Source organism: Nonomuraea sp. NPDC049646 (assembly GCF_044465525.1).
Classification (GTDB): Bacteria; Actinomycetota; Actinomycetes; order Streptosporangiales; family Streptosporangiaceae; genus Nonomuraea.
The window spans coordinates 265,476-285,035 of sequence record NZ_JBITLU010000008.1 but is presented as its reverse complement, the minus strand read 5'-3'; the positions used below and the strand labels follow the sequence as shown (position 1 = coordinate 285,035).

The window sequence follows — 19,560 nt, the reverse complement described above, 5'->3', positions numbered from 1 at the left end:
CACCGGGGGCCTAGGTTATGGACTACAAGCTCACCCAGAAGAGCCAGGAAGCGCTCTCGGGCGCCATGCGGCGCGCCGCCGCCGAGGGCAACCCGGAGATCTCTCCGGCCCATCTGCTCTCCACGCTGCTCTCCCAGACGGGCGGCACGGCCGTGCCGCTGCTCGAAGCGGTCGGCGCCGACTGGCGCACGCTGCGGGCGCGCGTCGAGGAGCAGCTCGCGGCGCTGCCGAAGGCTCAGGGCGCGACAGTGGGCGCGCCGTCGAGTTCGCGGCAGCTCCTCACCGTCATGAACACCGCCGCCCAGCACGCCAACCGCCTCGAAGACCTCTATGTCTCCACCGAGCACCTGCTCGTCGGCCTGGCGGCCGACGGCGGCGCGATGGCCGAGCTGCTCAAGGCGCAGGGCGCGACCCCGCAGGCGCTGCTCGACGCCTTCGAGAAGGTACGCGGCCACGCCCGCGTCACCAGCGAGACGCCCGAGGACACCTACCAGGCGCTGGAGAAGTACGGCGTCGACCTGACCGAGCGGGCCCGCGGCGGCGGCCTCGACCCGGTGATCGGCCGCGATTCGGAGATCCGCCGCGTGGTCCAGGTGCTCAGCCGCCGTACCAAGAACAACCCGGTGCTGATCGGCGAGCCCGGCGTCGGCAAGACGGCCGTCGTCGAGGGCCTGGCCCAGCGCATCGTGGCCGGCGACGTGCCCGAGTCGCTGCGCAACAAGCGGCTGATCTCGCTCGACCTGGGCGCGATGGTGGCCGGCGCGAAGTACCGCGGCGAGTTCGAGGAGCGTCTCAAGGCCGTCCTCTCCGAGATCAAGGAGAGCAACGGGCAGATCGTGACGTTCATCGACGAGCTGCACACCGTCGTCGGCGCGGGGGCCGCCGAGGGCGCCATGGACGCCGGCAACATGCTCAAGCCCATGCTGGCCCGCGGCGAGCTGCGCATGATCGGCGCCACCACGCTCGACGAATACCGCGAGCGCATCGAGAAGGACCCCGCGCTGGAGCGCCGCTTCCAGCAGGTCTACGTGGGCGAGCCCACGGTCGAGGACACGATCGCGATCCTGCGCGGGCTCAAGGGCCGCTACGAGGCGCACCACCAGGTGCAGATCGCCGACAGCGCGCTGGTCGCCGCCGCCGCCCTGTCCGACCGCTACATCACCAACCGCTTCCTCCCCGACAAGGCCATCGACCTGGTCGACGAGGCCGCCTCGCGGCTGCGCATGGAGATCGACTCCCGTCCGGTGGAGATCGACCAGCTCCAGCGGAGCGTCGACCGCATGAAGATGGAGGAGCTGGCCCTGACGAAGGAGACCGACGAGGCGTCGGTCCAGAGGCTCGAACGCCTGCGTCAGGAGCTGGCCGACCGCCAGGAGGAGCTCAACGCCCTCGTCGGCCGCTGGGAGCACGAGAAGGCCGGGCTCAACAAGGTCGGCGAGCTGAAGAAGCAGCTCGACGAGGCCAGGGGCGCGGCCGAGCGGGCCCAGCGCGACGGCGACTTCGAGGCCGCCTCCCGGCTCATGTACGCCGAGGTGCCCCGGCTGGAGCAGGCCCTCCAGGCCGCCTCCGACGCCGCGCCGCCGGACAACGCCATGGTCAAGGAGGAGGTCGGCGCCGACGACATCGCCGAGGTCATCTCCTCCTGGACGGGCATCCCCGCCGGCCGCCTGCTGGAGGCCGAGACGGCCAAACTGCTGCGGATGGAGGAGGAGCTGGGCCGGCGGCTCATCGGCCAGCAGCAGGCCGTACAGGCCGTCTCCGACGCCGTACGCCGCAGCCGGGCCGGCATCGCCGACCCCGACCGTCCCACGGGCTCGTTCCTGTTCCTCGGGCCCACCGGCGTGGGCAAGACCGAGCTGGCCAAGGCGCTGGCGGAGTTCCTGTTCGACGACGAGCGGGCGATGACCCGCATCGACATGAGCGAGTACTCCGAGAAGCACAGCGTGGCCCGGCTCGTCGGCGCGCCTCCCGGCTACGTCGGCTACGAGGAGGGCGGCCAGCTCACCGAGGCCGTCCGGCGGCGGCCGTACACGGTGGTGCTGCTGGACGAGGTGGAGAAGGCGCACCCGGAGGTGTTCGACATCCTCCTCCAGGTGCTCGACGACGGACGGCTGACCGACGGCCAGGGCCGCACGGTCGACTTCCGCAACACGATCCTGATCCTGACCTCCAACATCGGCTCGCAGTTCCTGGTCGATCCGAAGCTGGAGAACGACGCCAAGCGCGAGGCCGTCATGGGGGCGGTGCGCGGCTCGTTCAAGCCGGAGTTCCTCAACCGGCTCGACGACGTCATCCTCTTCGACGCGCTCGGCTCCGAGGAGCTGGCCCAGATCGTCGACCTCCAGGTCGACCGCCTGGCCCGGCGCCTGTCCGACCGCCGGCTGACGCTGGAGGTCAGCCCGGCCGCCCGCGAATGGCTCTCGCTGACCGGCTACGACCCCATGTACGGCGCCCGCCCGCTGCGCCGCCTGGTCCAGTCGGCCATCGGCGACAAGCTGGCCAAGGCCGTGCTGTCCGGCGAGATCGCCGACGGCGACAAGGTCAGGGTGGAGCTCGGCGACGACGAGCTGGTCATCCAGCGCGGCTGAGACGGTCCCGGCGAGCCCGGAGATCCCCGCGGATCTCCGGGCTCCGGCATGTCATGCCAGGGTCATATCCCGTCGCCGCGGGGTAAGGTTCCCGCCACCCTTCGGACAAGCCGCACGCGACCGGCCGGACACGTGGCTAGCTTCGGCGTTCGTCAGATCACCGATTCCGATCAGAGGGACGTGCGGTGTCATCTCGTAAGATCCGAAGCATCCTCACGGTGGCCGCTCTGACCGCGGGCGTCACCTGGCCGGTCGCCGGTCCTTCGGTGGCCGACACCTGCCGGCCGTACTCCGAGGCGATCGCCTCCTACTGCGACGGCCACGCCAAGCTCCAGCTCAACGAGGGCAGGACGAACGGCCGCCGGGTGGTCACCGAGGAGGTGGGCAAGCTGGCCATGGCGGCCGGCGACATGGCCAGGCGGCTCGGCCTGACGGGTCTGGCGGCGGCCAGGTCCGCCATGGGCCCGCTGGCCGATCTCGGCGGCGTCGGGGCGACGTGGGGCATGCCCTCGCTGAACAGCACCTCGCCCGCGTTGTTCCCCGCGTCCGCCGGCGACAGCGGGATGCGTGACCTGGCCACGACGTTGCAGGTGCCCGCGCTGCCCGCCCTCCCCGCGCTGCCGCAGACGCCCGTCGCGGCCCGGGTGCCGGCCGAGATGACGCTCGGCGAGCGGCCCACCGCCCCCGCCTCGGCCCGCGCCGCGAAGTCGCCGCGTCAGGCGCGGCAGCCGGTGCGGGAGGTCGACGGCAATCTGATCTCGAACCTGCTGCCCAGGGCCGTGCAGAGCATCGAGGGCGCGTCGGCGCTGCCCGGCGGCTACCCGGCGATCGACGGCTTCAGCCGCCTGCTGCCCGGTCTCGACCTGCACTGAGCCAATGTGTCCGGGCGCGGGTCGTGCCTGCCGCGCCCGGCTTCCTCAACCGGAGGGGCCGCGACCGCGCACTGTCGCGGCCCCTCCGGCCCGGCCTCAGCGTGTTGCGGCCCGTCCGGTGCCTGTTTCGCGGGCGCGCGAGAAGACGGGCCCCGCGCGGGGCCCGGTGGCCGGCCTCCGCGACTAGGAGACGAGCTCGTCGAGCTCGTCCTCCGGAAGGCCGAGGTCGACCCTGATCCGGTAGCGCGTCCGCAGCAGCGCCACCTGCTCGGGGTCGCCCTCGTCGCAGCCCAGCACGGCCTGGGTGGCCCATTCGAGGCCGCCCCGCAGATCGCCGTAGGCGACCAGGGTCTCCGCGATGGTGTGGGCGGTCGCCGTGGAGACGTCGCCCTCCGCGCGGATGGTCTCGATGAGCTCCCGGGCCTCGTCGGGCCGTTCGAGCTCGAAGAGGGTGTCGGCGATGCCCGCGCGCGGGTCGAAGCCCGCGTCGCCGCCGTCCTCCACGGCGCGCTGGAAACACTCCATCGCGCGTGCGGGCTGTCCCGCCGCTCGCCACTCCTCGGCGGCGAGGACGAGGATGGACGCCCTGGAGACGTCGCCGGACGAATAACCGAGCGCGACGTCGTAAAGCCGACTGGCCAAGGAACTGTGGTCGTCGGCCAGCAGGGCCTGCTCCAGCAGACGATCAAGGTGCTCTCGGGTCACATGCGCCACACCTGCGAGACTACCGAGCCGTCAGGCGCTTTGCCCGGTCAATGCGCATCGCCGGTCACATGCAAATTCGGCAACGTCTCGTCCAAGCCTGGTCACGCTGTGCGTGTATACGCAGGTCAACGGGCATATACGGCATGCTTTGCGGTACGCGGGCGGAAGGGGCTGTAATGGGCATGTCTCGACAGATGACCTTCACGCTGGCTTGCGTCGTCGTTCTCTCGGCTCTCGGGCCCGGCGTGGCCGGGTATCTGTCGGCCCGCCTGGAGGCGATCCGGACGGCCGAACGCAACCTGCACGCGCTGCAGGCCAGGCTCGACATCCGGCAGGCCCGGGATGTCCGGCCGGTGTCGTTCCCCCTGCCCTGCCTGCGCACGCCGGTGACGCCGCGCATCCAGCAGGTGCCCGCCACCGCGCTGGGCGACCGGCAGCTCACCCGGCGCCGGCACCGGGAGCCGGCGCCCCTGGCGCCCGAGCCGCGGCAGCGGGCCGCGCCCGGCGCCCAGCGACCGGTCATCGCCGGTACGGCCCGGTGATCCGGCCGGCGACCACGGACCGCACGGCCCGGGCGAGCCCGAGCGCGACGCGGACCGGCCCACGCCTGTGGCGGGGGTGGCGGGGGTCGAAGGGGGCACTGCGCTTGAAGGCGGACGGCGGAAGATCGTACATCTTCACCTCCGAAGAGACCCGTGACGGACAGTGACGATCGCTCGTCGCTGTCATGCCCAGATCCCGGTCAGCGTCCCACCTCGCCCTCGGTCAGCACGTGCGGCGACCACGACTTGAGCTGCCGCGACAGGAACCCCCGCATCAGGTGCTTGGCGGCGTCGATGATGTCGGGCGCGCCGGCCGGGTCGCGCCGGAAGGCCAGCTTGAGCACCGCGTCGCCGGCCTCGACCGCGACCAGCACGGCCAGGTCGAGCATCTCGCTGTCGGCCAGCCCGAACTCCTTGAGCAGCAGGCCGCGCAGCCTGCCCGCGATGACCGTGTTGTTCTCGGAGTCGGAGTCGAGCAGGTTGAGGTCGACGACGTCGCCGAAGTGCAGGCTCCGGAAGCCGGGGACCGTGCGGTGCATGTCGACGTACTCGTCGATGATCGCGTCGACGGCCTCCCACCAGCCGCGGTACTCCTCCTCCATGAACCGCAGGCCCACCCGCGCCACGAACTGCTCGACGTTGCGCCGGGTGAGCTCCTGGGTGATGGCCCGCTTGTCGGGAAAGAACTGGTAGACCGAACCGATCGCGACGCCTGCCCGCTCGGCTATGCGGGTGGTGGACAGGGCCTCGTAGCCGGTCTCGTCGAGGAGTTCGGCGCAGGCGTCGAGCATGCGCTCGACGCGCCGGGCGCTGCGGCGTTGGGCCGGCTGCCGCCGGAGAGCTTTGGGGTGGACGCAGTCATCATCCATTTGCGGCGAAGACACGGATTCATCTTCTCTCGTCTGCACGATCGTTACCTACTCATTTGCGGGATTTCTCGGATGACTGCCCGCCGCGTCGTCCATGGCGAAATCCATGGGGCGGCGTAACCGAATTTCCGTACTGGTCGGCGCGCCGAATCCGGACCGGCTCGCGGCCCGCGGCCCAGCGCGGACGCCTGGTGGCCCGGCGCGGCTCCCACGAGACGAGGCCCCGGATAACATCCCGCCGATGATATGTTCGATAAAAGTTCCCCGACGGTGGCCGCCATATTGTTCAGCACAATGCCCGGGACACTATATTGCGAGACGATATTTCGCGAATAATCTTCAATTCGAGCGATATCGGCGACCACGAGCCGGCCCGGAGGCACCGTCCTCGCGCGACGGCGCCCGCCGCGGAGCGGCTGCGCTGCGCCCAGCGGGCCACTGCGGTGCGGCTGCGCGCTGCCCGGTGGCCCGCTGCGGGGTGGCTGCGCTGCGCCCAGTGGCCAGCCTCGTTCGTGCGGTGCCACGGCCGGGCGGTCGCCGCCGGCAGCGCCGGGGTGACGAACGGGTCCCTGCGCGCCGCGACGAGCCGCACCGGCACCGGCAGCCGGAACGCGCCGACGGCGGGTGTCCGGGGAGTCGTGCGGCATGGTGGCGGCGGGGTCACCCGCCTCGGAGACCGCCGGACGCACCCCGCCGGACTCGACCCGCCGCATGGCGACCTCCTATTGGACGAACTGTCCGGAGGATAGATCGATCATGGCCGCGCGGCCAGCCCCGAGCACGTGCGCAGCGCCTTCCAGTCGCTCACGGCCTGGGTCCTGGCCGCGCCCGTCATGGGGATCGGGATGCCGCCCTGGATCGTGGCCGGGGTCCACTGGTCCTTGAGCACCTTGCGGCCGTTGATCGTCAACGTCAGCACGCCGGTCCTGCCCGTGGTGCCCGGGGTGGAGTTGTAGAAGACGAAGTTGCCCATGCCGTAGCTGACGTAGGCGTTGTCCAGGTACCCGGCGCCGAGCAGGATGTGCGCGTGCCCGCCGACCACGACGTCGGCGCCCGCCGCGACCAGCTTGGGGGCGAGCGAGCGCTGGGCCTCGTTGGGGCATTTCTGCATCTCGGTGCCCCAGTGCAGGTGCACGATGACGGTGTCGGAGTTCTTGCGCGCCTGGCGTACGGCCCTCAGCAGGCTCGCCTCGTCCTTGGCCGAGGCCAGTCCGCCCTTGTCGGCCGTGGCCGTCCACGACTGGATGAACTCGGCGTCGAGCACCTGCGTCGCGCCGATGATCGACACCCGGTTGCCGTTCACCGTCCTGCGGAAGGGTTTGTAGGCCTGCGCGGCGTTCGCCCCGATGCCCACGATCGGGAACTTGCTGCGCTTGATGGCCGCCAGCGAGTCGGCCAGGCCGCTCTCCATGTAGTCCATGCCGTGGTTGTTGGCCATGGAGGCGACGTCCACCCCGGCCGCCTTGAGCGCGTTGAACGCGGTCGCCGGCGCGCGGAAGGTGAACTGCTTGCCGGGCGCGGGCGTCCCGGCCGTGGTGATGGCGGTCTCCAGGTTGACCATCGTCAGGTCGGCCTTGCGCAGCACGTTCGCGATGGGCCCGAGCGCGGTGCCCGGGTTGGCGAGCCGGCCGCGCAGCACGCCCTCGAAGTGCACGTCGCCGCCGAAGGAGATGGTGAACGGCCGCCGCGTGGGCTTCGGCTTCGAGCTCGGCGACCCGGCCGCCTGCTGCTCGACCTGCTTGCTCTGCGGCTCTTTGTCAGGCGCCGACGAGCACGCCGCGAGGGAGGCGGCGACGACCAGCACCGGTAGAACACGGGGGAGTCTCATCTACCGCCATTTCCGCTCGATCCAGACTTTTACGGATCGAGCATTCTATGGGCGGCAGATTAGGACTTGGTATCACCAGTTCCCATCAACCAGGCCAAAGCGGACCTGGTGGCGTCGTCCTTGGGGCTGTAGACGATCAGCCGCGTCTCGGGCGTGGCGGAGACGTTCAGGCTGGTCGTGCTGAAGCGGAGGTCGCCGGCGACCTCGTGCTTGAAGACCTTCACGCGGGGGCCCGGCTCGGCCACGTCCTGCCTGGCCCACATGCGGGCGAACTCGGCGCTCTCCGCGCTCAGCCGCCGCACGAAGTCCTGCCAGCAGGGGTCGTCGGCGTGCCGGCTGTAGGCGCCCCTGAAGACCGCGACCGCGCGCGGCAGCTCCGACTCGCGGTTGACGAGGGTGGTCGTGGCCCGCGTGTTGACGAACGTCTGCCACAACGAGTTCCGCTCGCCGTCCGGGGCCTCGACGACGTGCGGGAACAGGGTGGCGTAGGCGGCGTTCCAGGCCAGCAGGTCGGAACGGCTGTTGGTGACGGAGGCGGGCATGTCGCCGAGCTGGTCGAGGATGCCCTGCATCTCGGGCGGCATGCGGCTGGCGTCGGCGACGGCGGGGGCCTCGGCCTGGCCGGTGAGCCGGTAGAGGTGCTGACGCTCGGCGTTGTCCAGCATGAGCGTACGGGCGACGGCGTCGATCACCTGGCCGCTGACGTTGATCGGCCGGCCCTGCTCCAGCCACGTGTACCAGGTGACGCCCACCCCGGCGAGCTGGGCGACCTCCTCGCGGCGCAGCCCCGGCGTACGCCTGCGGGGGCCCGGCGCGAGGTTCACCATCTCGGGGGTGATGCGCTCCCGGCGGGTCCGGAGGAACGCCGCCAGATCCGTACGTCTTGCCTCGGTCACGGTCACACCTCCACTATGGGGGCATCCGCGCACACTTATCCAGGTGCCGCCAATACCAGTATAAAGGGACTCTCGTTACTGGTATCGGGTTCGCAGAATAATGAAACACATGACCGAATCCGCCACAGTAGTCTCTCCTGTCCAGGTCACCCCACCGGACAGGGCCAAGGCCAGCGGTCTGCTCCTCGCAGTGATCCTCGTCGGGCAGTTCCTGGCCATCCTCAACGTCAACATCGTCAACGTGGCCACCCCGACCATCGAGGCGGACCTGCACTCCTCCGGCGCGGGGCTGCAGATGATCGTCGCCGGCTACACCATCGTCTATGCCGTCCTTCTGATCACCGGCGCCCGGATCGGCGACCTCTTCGGTTACCGCAACGCCTTCCTCGGCGGCCTGGCCGTGTTCACCGTCACCACGCTCGGCGCCGGCCTCGCGCCCTCGACGGGCTGGCTGATCGGCTTCCGCCTCGCCCAAGGCGCCGGCGCGGCCATGATGATGCCGCAGGTGCTGACCCTGATCCAGCGCAACTACCAGGGCGCGGCCCGCGGACGGGCGATCGGGCTCTGGTCACTGGTGATCAGCGGCGGCATCGTCGTGGGCCAGGCGCTCGGCGGCATCCTGCTCGGGTTCGGAGCCGGCTGGCGGGTGGTGTTCCTGGTGCTCGTGCCGGTCGGGGCGGTGCTGCTCGGCATCGGGTTCCGCGCCCTGCCCGCCGACGAGGGCGGCGGCAGGACCGGGCTCGACCCGTGGGGCCTGGTGACCCTGTCCGCGGCCGTGCTGCTGTTCGTGGTGCCGCTGGTGCTCGGACGTGACCTGGGCTGGCCCGTCTGGGGCTGGGTGTCGATGGGGCTCAGTGTCGTGATGTTCGTGGCGTTCGTCCGGGTCGAGCGCTGGGTGACCGGTCGGGGCGGGCGTCCGCTGGTGGACGCCAAGGTGCTGGCCGCGCCGGGCATGCGTCCCGGCCTGGCGATCCTGCTGTTCGGCCCGGCGACCTGGGGCGCGTTCCTGTTCACCTCGGCCCTGCACCTCCAGGGCGACCTGCACCTCTCCCCGCTCGGCTCGGGCATGATGCTGGTGCCGTGCGCGCTCGCCTTCGGCATCGTCGGCCTGCTGTGGCCGCGGCTGCCCGCGGGGCTGCAGCGCCCGCTCGTCCCGGTCGGTTACGTGGTGGCCGCGCCCGCCTACCTCGGCCTCGGCCTCGCCGCCGACGGCGGCGTCCTGTACGCGGTCATGAGCGCCCTCATCGGCGCCGGGCTCGGCGTGCAGGTGGCGGTGACCAACATGGCGACCGAGCAGGTGGACGGCGCCTACGCGGCGGACGCGAGCGGCGCGCTGCTCACCGTGATGCAGCTCGGCCATGTCATCGGCGTCTCGACCGTGGGCACCCTGTTCATCTCGCTGAGCCAGGGCCACGGGACCGTCTCGGCCTCCCTCATGGCCGCCGTCGCGATGGCGGGCCTGGCCGTACTGGCGGGCCTGAGCAGCCTCTTCCTGGTCCGCCGCCGGGCCATGCGCTGACCGGCCGGCCCGGCGCGCGCGATGTTTCGGGGAGAAGGGGGCCTTGGGGCTCGGCGCGCGAGGGGCCAGGGCCGTTGGGCGGCCGAAGTGCGGTCGTGGCCGTCCGGGCTCGTCCTGAGCGGCCCTGCGAGGGTGTGCCACCAACTCGCCAGGGCCGCTTTTCACGCGCTGGCGGCCAGGGAGTCCAGGTCGAACTCACCGCCGCGCACGCCGGCCGTGAAGGCCGCCCACTCGGACGGCGTGAAGACGAGCACCGGGCCGTCCTGCACCTTGCTGTCCCGCAGGGCGACGTTGCCGTCGCCCAGAGGTGCGACCTCGACGCAAGAAGACGCTCCGTTGCAGAAGCTGCTCTTCCGCCAGGCCCGGATCGTAGTAGTGGTGTGCATTTTCTCCCCAAAAGGTATAGGCAGGCCCCTTTGCCTGCCTACTGGGACCGCGCGCTCTAGCGCCGCCACAACATGGCTTTGCGTTGGATGAGTACGCGGGATTCGTCCTCGTCGAGTGCCTCTGCCCACATGTGGTCAAAAGCGTTCTCATAGCCGGCGACTCGTTCGAGGTCCTCTACGAAGTGAGCAGTGTACAAGTGCTCCAAATAGACGACATCGTCGAAACCGGTGAACTTCAGATGAATGAACGCCCCGGTATTGACCGGATGGAGCGAGTCCAGCGGCAACACCCGGACGTTGACGTGCGGCAACAGGGAGACCTCGATGAGGTGTTCCATCTGCTCCCGCATGACCGAGGGCTCCCCGAAGCGCCGCATCAGCACCGCTTCGTCGAGCACCACGTTGAGGCGGCAGGGATCGGGCCGGTGCAGAACCCGTTGCTGCCGGTCGAGGCGGGCCTCGACGCGACTGCGCACGCCGCTGTGCGTGATCCGGACGATTCCGCGCGCGGAGAGGATGACCTCTCGCGCGTAGTCCTCGGTCTGGAGGAGACCGGACACCAACTGGGGTTCCCAGTTGCGCTGAACCGTCGCCTCCGCCTCCAGCCCGAGAAGCCTGATGTACTCCTCGGGCAGGGAGTCTTCATAATCTTCCCACCACCCACGCTGCTCCGCATCTCGCAGGAGGCCGAAGAGTTCGTCAAGTCTGTCGCCGTCGAGGCTGTAGAGCTCGCCCAGCGCCTTGATGTCGGCGGCGCTCGGCATGGTCTTCGCGGCTTCGATGCGGCTGACCTTGCTGGCCGACCAGCCGAGCTCGCGCGCCGCCCGGGCCCCGGTGAACTTCCGTCGTTCGCGAAGGAGGCGCAACTCCTGGCCTAGGCGGAGCCTGCGCACTGTCGGACTGCCCTGCTGCGATGGCACCGTCCACTCTCCTTGTCGGGAATGAAGGTGTGGCGGGAACGGATCGTTTGGCAACCCGGTTTGTGGGCCGTTCACTCAATCTTACACTGCAACTTGCACGAACTCTGCCGCATGGGGTTGCCCGAAGGCTTTCACGGAGAGAGCGTGGGAGCAAGACAAGGCTTCACGTAGGTATAGAGGTCAGGGGGAGGATTTACGGCCGTCCTGGAGGTCTCATGTGCCCCTGACAGAACGCGTGCAAGTTGCACGGCAACTAGAACGGCAATCTGCGAAGAAACTTAATTCTTCCCTTGCTCGATGTATTGCAGCATCACCGAACGCGGAGGACGATCGAGCCAGGAGGGTTCTCGACCGACGAGGGGAGGCCGGGATGACGAAACGGCCTCGCACGTCGGGCTCTCCGCTCACGATCGGGCGCCCGCGCGAGGGCCGCCTCACCGGCAACGGAGCCGTCCCGGATACGAATGTCCACATGAGGGAGGCCGCTTGCCGGAAGGACCGTCCCATCGCCTGAAAAGCGTGTCGCTCATCGGAGCAGGAAGAAAATGCCGGGCCGAGACCGGATCCGCGTTCGCCGCATATGGGCTGCCACCCTGCGGCGGGACGGGACCCGACCTGCGACCCGGCGAAGAAGCCACCTCTGGAAATGCCGCGAAAGGGGTCTTCTATGTACTCACAAGGTACCAAGGGGCTCGGCCGAATCAAGTCCCGGATCCGGGATCTGATCGCATGGACGGACCGCGAGATCTGCATGGAGCCGGACGAGTTCGCCATCTACCGGGGCTGGACGGTCACCAGGACGGGCTTCGGCGCCCGCGCCTACCGCGACCCACGCTTCGACCAGCTCACGGTGGCGTCACGGGTGCCCGAGGAGGTGTCCTGACATGTCGAGGAACCCGCGCAACCAGATCTACCCGGCCGTCGAGGACCTCCCGGGCGCGGGCGGCGGGGGCCCGCTGACGCGGATCTGGCGCGTCCGCAGCGAGCTCATGGTGCTGGCGGGGCTGGGGCTGTTCGTCCTGGCCCTGCTGGGCGCCGCGCGGGACGGCCACTGGGTGCCGTTCGTCCTGCTGAGCAGCGCCGTCTCGGCGCCCGCCGCCACCAGGACCGGCCGCAACTGGGCCCTGGCCCACTTCTGGTGCGTGGTCTCCCGCCACCGCCTGCAGCGGGTCTGCCTGGAGACGACCATGCACACCCGGGCGGGACGGATCCCGCTGGTGCTCTGGATCACGCCGTCGGCCAGGGGCGAGAAGGCGCTGGTCATGACGCGGGCGGGCATCTCGGCCGAGGAGTTCGACGCGTACGCCGAGGAGATCGCGGCGGCCTGCTGGGCCAGGAGCGCCACCGTCCACAGGCACCGCGACCGGGCCCAGCTGCTGCTGGTGGAGATCGTCCGGCGGGACGAGTTGCCCGGCGTGACCGCTCCCGGCCTGGAACGCCTGTACGGCCGCCGCTCCTGGACGCCGCTGCGGTCCGACCTTGAGGAGCCGCACGATCTGCGCGCGCCGCCGGCGTTGCCGCAGGTCGTCCGATGACCTAGGGAAGGCGGGACGTCTCCCTGGGAACGGCCCCGGGGACCGCGGGGGCTCCCGGGGCTTCCCCATGCGGACGGGACGGGCCAAGATGAGTTCACCTGGCGAACTCAGGAGTCGCGATGACCTCGACCGTCCACCGCACCTGTCCCCTCTGCGAGGCCGTCTGCGGCCTGACGCTCACCCTCGACGACGGCGGCCACGTCACCGGCGTCCGCGGCGACCGGGACGACCCCTTCAGCAAGGGGTTCATCTGCCCCAAGGGCGCGAGCCTGGGCCGCCTCGACGAGGACCCCGACCGCCTGCGCAAGCCGCTGATCCGCGAGGGCGACCAGTGGCGCGAGGCGAGCTGGGAGGAGGCGTTCGAGGCCGTCGGGCGGGGCCTGGCCCGCGTCACCGAGCGGTACGGACGCCGGTCGGTGGCGGTCTACCTGGGCAACCCCAACGCCCACACGATGGCCGGCGGCCTCTACGCCGGGCCGCTGGTCAAGGCGCTCGGCACCCGCAACGTCTTCACCGCCGCCACCGCCGACCAGATGCCCAAGCACGTCGCCAGCGGCCTGATGTTCGGCCACCCGCTGGCCGTCCCGGTCCCCGACCTGGACCGGACCGACTTCCTGCTGATGCTCGGCGCCAACCCGCTGGAGTCGAACGGCTCGCTGTGCACCGCCCCCGACTTCCCCGGCCGGCTCAAGGCCCTGCGCCGGCGCGGCGGCAGGCTCGTCGTGGTGGACCCGCGCCGGACCAGGACGGCGGCGCTGGCCGACGAGCACGTCTTCGTCCGGCCGGGCTCGGACGCGTACCTGCTGTTCGGGATCGTGCACACGCTGTTCGCCGAGGATCTGGCCAGGCCGTGGCACGAGGTCAACGGGCTGGCCGAGGTGCGCGAGGCGGCCAAGCACTTCCCGCCGGAGGCGGTGGCCCGGCGTACCGGGGTGCCGGCGGCGACGATCGTCCGGCTGGCCAGGGAGCTGGCCGGCGCGCGGACGGCCGCCGTGTACGCCCGGATGGGCACCTGCACGACCGAGTTCGGCACGCTGGCCCAGTGGCTCGTGGACGTGCTCAACGTGCTCACCGGCAACCTCGACCGGCCGGGCGGGGCCATGTTCCCCAAGCCGGCGACCGAGTTCGGGGCGCGGCGGCGGCCGTACGCGGTGGGCCGGTGGCGCAGCCGGGTGCGGGGGCTGCCCGAGGCCAACGGCGAGCTGCCGGTGGCCACGCTGGCCGACGAGATCGAGACGCCGGGCGAGGGCCAGGTCAGGATGCTGGTCACGGTCGCGGGCAACCCGGTGCTGTCCGCGCCGCACGGCGACCGGCTGGCGACGGCCTTCGCCGGGCTCGACTTCATGGTGAGCGTCGACCCGTACCTGAACGAGACCACCCGGCACGCGCACGTGATCCTGCCGCCGCCGCGCGTGCTGCAGTCGGGCCACTACGACTTCGCGCTGCTCGGGTTCGCCGTACGCAACTACGCCCGTTACTCGCGTCCCGCGCTCCCGCTGGACGGACGGCCCAGCGAGGCCCGGATCCTGGCCAGGCTGGCCGCGATCGCGTCCGGACTGGAAGGGCCGCACGGACCGGACGGGCCGGAAGCGGACCTGGACGAGTTCCTGATCGGCGAGATGCTGCGCAAGGCCGTGCAGACCCCCGGCTCCGGCGTCGAGGGACACGACGTGGCCGCGCTGCGGGCCGCGCTGGAGGGCGAGACGGGCGCCGAGCGCAGGCTGGACCTCATGCTCCGGCTCGGCCCGTACGGCGAGTGGGCCGGCAAGGGCGACCTGTCGCTGCGCAAGCTGCTGGACCACCCGCACGGCCTGGACCTCGGCGCCCTGGAGCCCCGGCTGCCCGAGGTGCTGAAGACCGCCTCCGGTGTGATCGAGCTGGCCCCGCCGCAGCTCGTCGAGGACGTCGAGCGCCTGCGCGGCGGGCTGGCGGAGGAGCCGCCGGACGTCGTGCTGATCGGACGGCGGCACCTGCGCTCCAACAACAGCTGGCTGCACAACGTGGGCCCGCTGGTCGGCGGCAGCAACACCTGCACGCTCCAGATCAACCCCGCCGACGTGGCCAGGCTGGGCCTGACCGGCCAGGCCGTGGTCACCTCGGCCACCGGCAGCCTCACGGTGACGCTGGAGCCCACCGACACGATCATGCCGGGCGTGGTGAGCCTGCCGCACGGCTGGGGGCACGCGGGCAGCACGCAGCAGGTGGCGGCCCAACACGCCGGTGTCAACACGAACGTGCTGACGGACGAATCCGCCCTGGATATCCCAAGTGGTAACGCAGTGTTCAACGGAGTTCCGGTCACGATTTCACCAACCGGGGTGATCACCGCACATTAGGGTGTCGCGCGTGACTATCGCGCCAGAAGAGGACCGCCTGTACGCCCAGATCGCGTTCGCCGTCGAGATCGACAAGTTGAAGCGGATCATCCGCCGCAACCATCTGATCGACGGGTCGCGGCGGGAGAACTCCGCCGAGCACTCCTGGTACGTGGGCACGCTGGCGATGGTCCTCGGCGAGCACGCCCCACCCGGGACGGACCTCCAGCGGGTGGTGGCGATGTTACTCGTGCACGACCTGGTCGAGATCGACGCCGGCGACACCTTCGTCTACGACCACGTGGCGGTCGCCGCCCAGGCCGCCGCCGAGACCGCCGCGGCCGATCGCATCTTCGGCCTGCTCCCCGCGGAGCAGGGCGCCCGGCTGCGGGAGCTCTGGGACGAGTTCGAGGCCAGGCGGACGCCGGAGGCCAGGTTCGCCAAGGCTCTCGACCGGTTCGCGCCCATCCTGGCCAACCACCACACCGAGGGCGGCACGTGGCCGCTGTTCAAGGTGACGGCCGGCGAGGTCAGGGAGAAGGTGCGGATCATCCAGGAGGGATCGGCCTCGCTCGGCGCGTACGCGCTGGAGCTGGTAGAACTCTCCGTGGCCAGGGGACACCTCGCCGAGTGATCCCGTCAAGGCCGGGGTAGGGGACTTGTCGTGAAAGAGACAGTGCGAGCGAAGCGTCGGCAATTGCGGGGTTTCGTCGGTCCGGTTGACCTCGCCGATCGACTTGAGAAGTCGAAGGCGATGGACAAACCGATCCGGGGGCTGGCCAAGGTCGTACGCGAGCGCCTGCGTCAGGGCACTCTGCGCGACCTGCTGCACGGCGTGCCCACGGGGAAACCGCTGCACCCGCCGCTGGCCACGGTCACCCTCGGCTGCTGGCTGTCGGCCGCCGTGCTCGACCTGGCCCACGCCGATCCCCGGGCGAGCAGGCTGCTCCTGGCCACGGGCATCGGCAACGCGCTGCCCACGGCGGCGGCCGGGCTGACCGACTGGTCCTCGCTCCACCGCGAGCAGCAGCGCGTGGGCTTCGTGCACATGGCCGCCAACATGGCCGCCCTGGGCCTGATGTCGGCCTCGCTGGTGGCCCGGCTGCGCGGCGCCGAGCGGGCCGGGCGCGTGCTGTCCTACGTCGGGCTCGGGCTCGGCGGGCTGGGCGGCTACCTCGGCGGCCACATGGCCTACCGCCAGGCCGCGGGGGCCAACCACGCGCCGCAGGTCGCCCATCTCGTACCGCTGGGCTGGCACGACCTGTGCCCGCTCAAGGACCTGCCCGACGGCAGGCCGGTCGCGCGCCGGCTCGGCTACATCCAGCTCTTCGTGCTGCGCCAGGGCGACGGGGTGACCGTGCTGGCCGACCGCTGCCCGCACCTGGCCGGCCCGCTGCACCAGGGCCGGCTGGTCATGGAGGACGGCGAGGCGTGCGTGGTCTGCCCGTGGCACAGCAGCACGTTCCGGCTGACCGACGGCTCGGTGAAGCACGGTCCGGCGACCGCGCCCGCGCCCATGTTCGAGACCCGCATCCGCCGCGACGGCACGATCCAGGTACGGCCGGGGTTGACCTGAACTTAACTTGAGGTCCTACCGTCGGGGCCATGAGCAAGATCCTGGTGACCGGCGCTACCGGCAATGTGGGCAAACATGTGGTCTCCCAGCTCGCGGAGGCGGGCCTGGACGTGCGGGCGCTGGTCAGGAACCCTGACAAGGCCCGGCTTCCCGAGGGCGTGGAGGCGGTGCGCGGCGACCTGACCGTGCCCGAGACGCTTGAACCGGCGCTGCGGGACGTCGAGAGCGTCTTCCTGCTGTGGCCCGGCTACTCCGAGGCGGCGACCGCGGACGCGGTGACGGCCCTGGCCCGGCACGCCCGCCGCGTGGTCTACCTGTCCGCCGACGTCGAGGACCTGGCCGACGGCGAGGAGCCGACGCTGTTCCACCAGAGTGTCGAGCGGCTGATCCGGCATTCCGACCTGGCCTGGACGTTCCTGCGCCCCGGCGGCTTCGCGGCCAACACGCTGGGCTGGGCCCCCCAGATCCGGCAGGGGGTCGTGCGCTGGCCGTTCGGTCAGGCGGTCAGAGCGCTGATCCACGAGAAGGACATCGCCGCGGTGGCCACGCACGTGCTCACCTCGGCCGGCCACACGGGCGGCAAGTACGTGCTCTCCGGCCCCGAGCAGCTCACCCAGGCCGAGCAGGTGCGGATCATCGGCGAGGTGGCCGGGCACGAGGTGCGCTGGGAGGAGCAGCCGCTGGACGAGGCCCGCGCGCACCTGACGGCCGCCTGGGGCGATCCCGGGTTCGTGGAGGCCGCGCTGAAGGGCTGGGGGGCGGCGGTGCACAACCCGGAGCGGGTGACCGACACGGTGCAGCGCCTGCTCGGCCGGCCCGCGCTGACCTTCCGCCAGTGGGCCGAGGACCACGTGGCGGACTTCCGCTAGTCGTCCCCGGCGGCTTCGTCGGCCGGATGCTCCACGAGGGCGAGGATCCGGCTGGACATGAAGCGGGCCGTGCGTACCGGCGTGCCGCTGCGGGTGACCTCGCTCACCTCCACCAGCCCGCGCCGGTTGGCCACCTCGACACGCCGGCCCGCGCGGGTGGCCGTGACCTCGTAGGTTCGCGGGGAGCCGCCCGCGTCGATGACGATCTCCACCCGATCACCCTTCATGTACTGATTTATACCCACTTAGTCCGGTATTTATCCGTACATGTGTTTGAGTTATCCCTCGGGGTTCTTCGGGGCGGGCGGGGCGAACAGCCCGCCCAGCCCTTCCAGCACCTTGCCCATCTCCGAGGGCACGATCCAGACCTTGTTGGCGTCGCCCTTGGCGATCTCGGGCAGGGTCTGGAGGTACTGGTAGGCCAGCAGGCTCTGGTCGGGCCTGCCGTCGTGGATGGCCTTGAACACCATGCCGATCGCGTCCGCCTGGCCCTTGGCGCGCATGGCCTGGGCCTCGGCGTCCGCCTGCGCCCGCAGCACGGCCGCCTCCGCCTCGCCCCTGGCGCGCAGCACGGCCGCCTGCTTGTCGCCCTCGGCGGCCAGGATCGCCGCCTGGCGCTGCCCCTCGGCGGCCAGCACGGCGGCGCGCTTGTCCCGGTCGGCGCGCATCTGCTTCTCCATCGAGTCCTGGATGGAGACGGGCGGGTCGATGGCCTTCAGCTCGACCCTGTTGACCCGGATGCCCCACTTGCCGGTGGCCTCGTCCAGGCTGCCGCGCAGCTCGGTGTTGATCTCCTCGCGCGAGGTCAGCGTGCGTTCCAGGTCCATGCCGCCGACCACGTTGCGCAGCGTGGTGACGGTGAGCTGCTCGACGCCGATCAGGAAGTTCGCGATCTCGTACGTGGCCGCCTTGGGGTTGGTGACCTGGAAGTAGATGACCGTGTCGATCGACACCACCAGGTTGTCGGACGTGATCACCGGCTGCGGCGGGAACGAGACCACCTGTTCCCGCAGGTCGATCAGGTCTTTGATGCGGTCGACGAACGGGACCACCACGTTGAGGCCGGGCGTCAGCGTGCGGTGGTAGCGGCCCAGCCGTTCGATGATGGCGGCCGTGGCCTGCGGGATGATGCGGATGCTGCGGGCCACCACGAATCCCATCGCCGCGACCACGACGAGGGCGACGACGAGCTGCTCGGTCGACATGGCGAAGCTCCGGAGTCGAGGGGACCGACTCGGTGCATGATATTTCGTTTCGCCTTTAGGCGACCGATATCCGCATAAATGGTGATCCAGTGAGGTCAGTGTGCCCTGGCGTACCAGCGGCCCTCGGCACTCCGGTCGAGCGTCAGCGGCACCCCGAACGTACGGGAGAGGTTGTCGGCCGTCATCACGTGGTCGAGCGGCCCCTGCGCCACCACGGACCCGTGCCGCAGCAGCAGGCCGTGCGTGAACCCGCTCGGCACCTCCTCGACGTGGTGCGTCACCAGCACCAGCGTCGGCGAGCGGTAGTCGCCGGCCAGCGCCGACAGCCGGCGCACCAGGTCTTCCCTGCCGCCCAGGTCGAGGCCGGCGGCCGGCTCGTCGAGCAGGAGCATCTCGGGGTCGGGCATGAGCGCGCGGGCGATCTGCACCCGCTTGCGCTCGCCCTCCGACAGGGTGCCGAACCGCCGCCTGATCAGGTGGGCCGCGCCCATCATGTCGATCAGCTCGACGGCCCTGGTCACGTCGTTGGAGTCGTACTCCTCCGTCCAGCGGCCCATGATGGCGTACGAGGCCGTCAGGACGAGGTCGATGACCTTCTCCTCCGGCGGGATGCGCTCGGCCAGCGCGGCGCTCGCCAGCCCGATGCGCGGCCGCAGGTCGAACACGTCGGTCTGCCCCAGCCGCTCCCCCAGCACCTCGACCACGCCCTCGGTCGGATAGAGCAGCGTCGCGGCGACCTGCAACAACGTGGTCTTGCCCGCGCCGTTGGGACCGATGACGACCCAGCGCTCGTCCTCGTTGACCGTCCAGTCGATGCCGCGCAGCAGGGCCGCCCCGTCGCGCCTGACGGCGACGTCCTGGAGCCGCAGCACCTGACCACCCATCCCCGTTCCCTCCCTTGGAGTCACTCTGGAGACCTTTGGAGTCACCCTGGG

19 protein-coding genes are annotated in these 19,560 nt (G+C 70.7%); 10 read left to right on the top strand and 9 right to left on the bottom strand.

Annotated features, from left to right (window positions below; genetic code table 11):
* Window positions 1-17 precede the first annotated feature (17 nt).
* A complete protein-coding gene (clpB, locus tag ACIBQ8_RS25365) occupies window positions 18-2,588 on the top strand; it encodes an ATP-dependent chaperone ClpB (RefSeq protein ID WP_397172840.1) in 2,571 nt (856 codons plus the stop codon).
* Window positions 2,589-2,806: 218 nt separating this feature from the next.
* Window positions 2,807-3,460, top strand: a complete 654-nt coding sequence (locus tag ACIBQ8_RS25360) for a hypothetical protein (RefSeq protein ID WP_397172839.1) — start codon at window positions 2,807-2,809, stop codon at window positions 3,458-3,460.
* A 183-nt stretch (window positions 3,461-3,643) separates the two neighbouring features.
* Here the strand turns inward: ACIBQ8_RS25360 and ACIBQ8_RS25355 are convergent, their stop codons facing one another.
* Entirely contained in the window at window positions 3,644-4,165 is a 522-nt protein-coding gene (locus ACIBQ8_RS25355) for a tetratricopeptide repeat protein (protein ID WP_397172837.1), read from the bottom strand.
* A 182-nt stretch (window positions 4,166-4,347) separates the two neighbouring features.
* Between ACIBQ8_RS25355 and ACIBQ8_RS25350 the strand changes: the two genes are divergently transcribed.
* Window positions 4,348-4,707 (top strand): hypothetical protein, encoded by a 360-nt coding sequence (locus tag ACIBQ8_RS25350; RefSeq protein ID WP_397172835.1) that lies wholly within the window; start codon window positions 4,348-4,350, stop codon window positions 4,705-4,707.
* A gap of 200 nt (window positions 4,708-4,907) precedes the next feature.
* On the opposite strand, the gene ACIBQ8_RS25345 is transcribed toward ACIBQ8_RS25350, so the two are convergent.
* The 3 genes from ACIBQ8_RS25345 to ACIBQ8_RS25335 all read right to left on the bottom strand — a co-directional run bounded on the left by ACIBQ8_RS25345 (window position 4,908) and on the right by ACIBQ8_RS25335 (window position 8,300).
* A complete protein-coding gene (locus tag ACIBQ8_RS25345) occupies window positions 4,908-5,498 on the bottom strand; it encodes a TetR/AcrR family transcriptional regulator (RefSeq protein WP_397173527.1) in 591 nt (196 codons plus the stop codon).
* A gap of 832 nt (window positions 5,499-6,330) precedes the next feature.
* On the bottom strand, window positions 6,331-7,404 hold the full coding sequence (locus ACIBQ8_RS25340) for a CapA family protein (protein ID WP_397172831.1): 1,074 nt from the start codon (window positions 7,402-7,404) through the stop codon (window positions 6,331-6,333).
* 59 nt (window positions 7,405-7,463) lie between these two features.
* Window positions 7,464-8,300 carry a helix-turn-helix transcriptional regulator gene (locus tag ACIBQ8_RS25335; protein ID WP_397193117.1) on the bottom strand — a complete coding sequence of 279 codons (837 nt, stop codon included), beginning with the start codon at window positions 8,298-8,300 and terminating at the stop codon, window positions 7,464-7,466.
* Between the two features lie 109 nt (window positions 8,301-8,409).
* On the opposite strand from ACIBQ8_RS25335, the gene ACIBQ8_RS25330 reads away from it, so the two are divergent.
* Window positions 8,410-9,819: an MFS transporter gene (locus ACIBQ8_RS25330; protein WP_397193115.1), complete on the top strand. Its 1,410-nt coding sequence runs from the start codon at window positions 8,410-8,412 to the stop codon at window positions 9,817-9,819.
* 161 nt (window positions 9,820-9,980) lie between these two features.
* On the opposite strand, the gene ACIBQ8_RS25325 is transcribed toward ACIBQ8_RS25330, so the two are convergent.
* Complete coding sequence (locus ACIBQ8_RS25325) at window positions 9,981-10,205, bottom strand: DUF397 domain-containing protein (protein WP_397172827.1); 225 nt, start codon at window positions 10,203-10,205, stop codon at window positions 9,981-9,983.
* Between the two features lie 56 nt (window positions 10,206-10,261).
* Entirely contained in the window at window positions 10,262-11,125 is an 864-nt protein-coding gene (locus tag ACIBQ8_RS25320) for a helix-turn-helix transcriptional regulator (RefSeq protein WP_352319091.1), read from the bottom strand.
* A 667-nt stretch (window positions 11,126-11,792) separates the two neighbouring features.
* Here ACIBQ8_RS25320 and ACIBQ8_RS25315 point away from each other — a divergent pair.
* The 6 genes from ACIBQ8_RS25315 to ACIBQ8_RS25290 all read left to right on the top strand — a co-directional run bounded on the left by ACIBQ8_RS25315 (window position 11,793) and on the right by ACIBQ8_RS25290 (window position 17,420).
* Window positions 11,793-12,008, top strand: coding sequence for a hypothetical protein (locus ACIBQ8_RS25315; RefSeq protein WP_358290371.1), 216 nt, complete (start codon window positions 11,793-11,795; stop codon window positions 12,006-12,008).
* A 1-nt stretch (window position 12,009) separates the two neighbouring features.
* Window positions 12,010-12,660, top strand: coding sequence for a hypothetical protein (locus tag ACIBQ8_RS25310; RefSeq protein WP_397193114.1), 651 nt, complete (start codon window positions 12,010-12,012; stop codon window positions 12,658-12,660).
* 119 nt (window positions 12,661-12,779) lie between these two features.
* Window positions 12,780-14,996, top strand: coding sequence for a molybdopterin-dependent oxidoreductase (locus ACIBQ8_RS25305; RefSeq protein ID WP_397172823.1), 2,217 nt, complete (start codon window positions 12,780-12,782; stop codon window positions 14,994-14,996).
* Window position 14,997: 1 nt separating this feature from the next.
* Entirely contained in the window at window positions 14,998-15,609 is a 612-nt protein-coding gene (locus ACIBQ8_RS25300) for an HD family hydrolase (protein ID WP_397172821.1), read from the top strand.
* Window positions 15,610-15,729: 120 nt separating this feature from the next.
* Window positions 15,730-16,551, top strand: a complete 822-nt coding sequence (locus ACIBQ8_RS25295) for a Rieske 2Fe-2S domain-containing protein (RefSeq protein ID WP_397172819.1) — start codon at window positions 15,730-15,732, stop codon at window positions 16,549-16,551.
* Window positions 16,552-16,580: 29 nt separating this feature from the next.
* Entirely contained in the window at window positions 16,581-17,420 is an 840-nt protein-coding gene (locus tag ACIBQ8_RS25290; RefSeq protein WP_397172817.1) for an NAD(P)H-binding protein, read from the top strand.
* On the opposite strand, the gene ACIBQ8_RS25285 is transcribed toward ACIBQ8_RS25290, so the two are convergent.
* The 3 genes from ACIBQ8_RS25285 to ACIBQ8_RS25275 all read right to left on the bottom strand — a co-directional run bounded on the left by ACIBQ8_RS25285 (window position 17,417) and on the right by ACIBQ8_RS25275 (window position 19,509).
* Window positions 17,417-17,647 carry a hypothetical protein gene (locus ACIBQ8_RS25285; protein WP_352319104.1) on the bottom strand — a complete coding sequence of 77 codons (231 nt, stop codon included), beginning with the start codon at window positions 17,645-17,647 and terminating at the stop codon, window positions 17,417-17,419. The genes ACIBQ8_RS25290 and ACIBQ8_RS25285 overlap by 4 nt on opposite strands.
* 51 nt (window positions 17,648-17,698) lie before the next feature.
* Window positions 17,699-18,625, bottom strand: a complete 927-nt coding sequence (locus ACIBQ8_RS25280) for an SPFH domain-containing protein (RefSeq protein ID WP_397193113.1) — start codon at window positions 18,623-18,625, stop codon at window positions 17,699-17,701.
* Between the two features lie 95 nt (window positions 18,626-18,720).
* Complete coding sequence (locus ACIBQ8_RS25275; protein WP_352319106.1) at window positions 18,721-19,509, bottom strand: ABC transporter ATP-binding protein; 789 nt, start codon at window positions 19,507-19,509, stop codon at window positions 18,721-18,723.
* Between the last annotated feature and the right edge of the window lie 51 nt (window positions 19,510-19,560).

Coding starts and splice junctions, on each gene's coding strand:
- clpB (WP_397172840.1), top strand. CDS start 18: ATGGACTACAAGCTCACCCAGAAGAGCCAGGAAGCGCTCTCGGGCGCC.
- ACIBQ8_RS25350 (WP_397172835.1), top strand. CDS start 4,348: ATGTCTCGACAGATGACCTTCACGCTGGCTTGCGTCGTCGTTCTCTCG.
- ACIBQ8_RS25345 (WP_397173527.1), bottom strand. CDS start 5,498: ATGCTCGACGCCTGCGCCGAACTCCTCGACGAGACCGGCTACGAGGCC.
- ACIBQ8_RS25340 (WP_397172831.1), bottom strand. CDS start 7,404: ATGAGACTCCCCCGTGTTCTACCGGTGCTGGTCGTCGCCGCCTCCCTC.
- ACIBQ8_RS25330 (WP_397193115.1), top strand. CDS start 8,410: ATGACCGAATCCGCCACAGTAGTCTCTCCTGTCCAGGTCACCCCACCG.
- ACIBQ8_RS25325 (WP_397172827.1), bottom strand. CDS start 10,205: ATGCACACCACTACTACGATCCGGGCCTGGCGGAAGAGCAGCTTCTGC.
- ACIBQ8_RS25315 (WP_358290371.1), top strand. CDS start 11,793: ATGTACTCACAAGGTACCAAGGGGCTCGGCCGAATCAAGTCCCGGATC.
- ACIBQ8_RS25310 (WP_397193114.1), top strand. CDS start 12,010: ATGTCGAGGAACCCGCGCAACCAGATCTACCCGGCCGTCGAGGACCTC.
- ACIBQ8_RS25305 (WP_397172823.1), top strand. CDS start 12,780: ATGACCTCGACCGTCCACCGCACCTGTCCCCTCTGCGAGGCCGTCTGC.
- ACIBQ8_RS25295 (WP_397172819.1), top strand. CDS start 15,730: ATGGACAAACCGATCCGGGGGCTGGCCAAGGTCGTACGCGAGCGCCTG.
- ACIBQ8_RS25290 (WP_397172817.1), top strand. CDS start 16,581: ATGAGCAAGATCCTGGTGACCGGCGCTACCGGCAATGTGGGCAAACAT.
- ACIBQ8_RS25285 (WP_352319104.1), bottom strand. CDS start 17,647: ATGAAGGGTGATCGGGTGGAGATCGTCATCGACGCGGGCGGCTCCCCG.
- ACIBQ8_RS25280 (WP_397193113.1), bottom strand. CDS start 18,625: ATGTCGACCGAGCAGCTCGTCGTCGCCCTCGTCGTGGTCGCGGCGATG.
- ACIBQ8_RS25275 (WP_352319106.1), bottom strand. CDS start 19,509: ATGGGTGGTCAGGTGCTGCGGCTCCAGGACGTCGCCGTCAGGCGCGAC.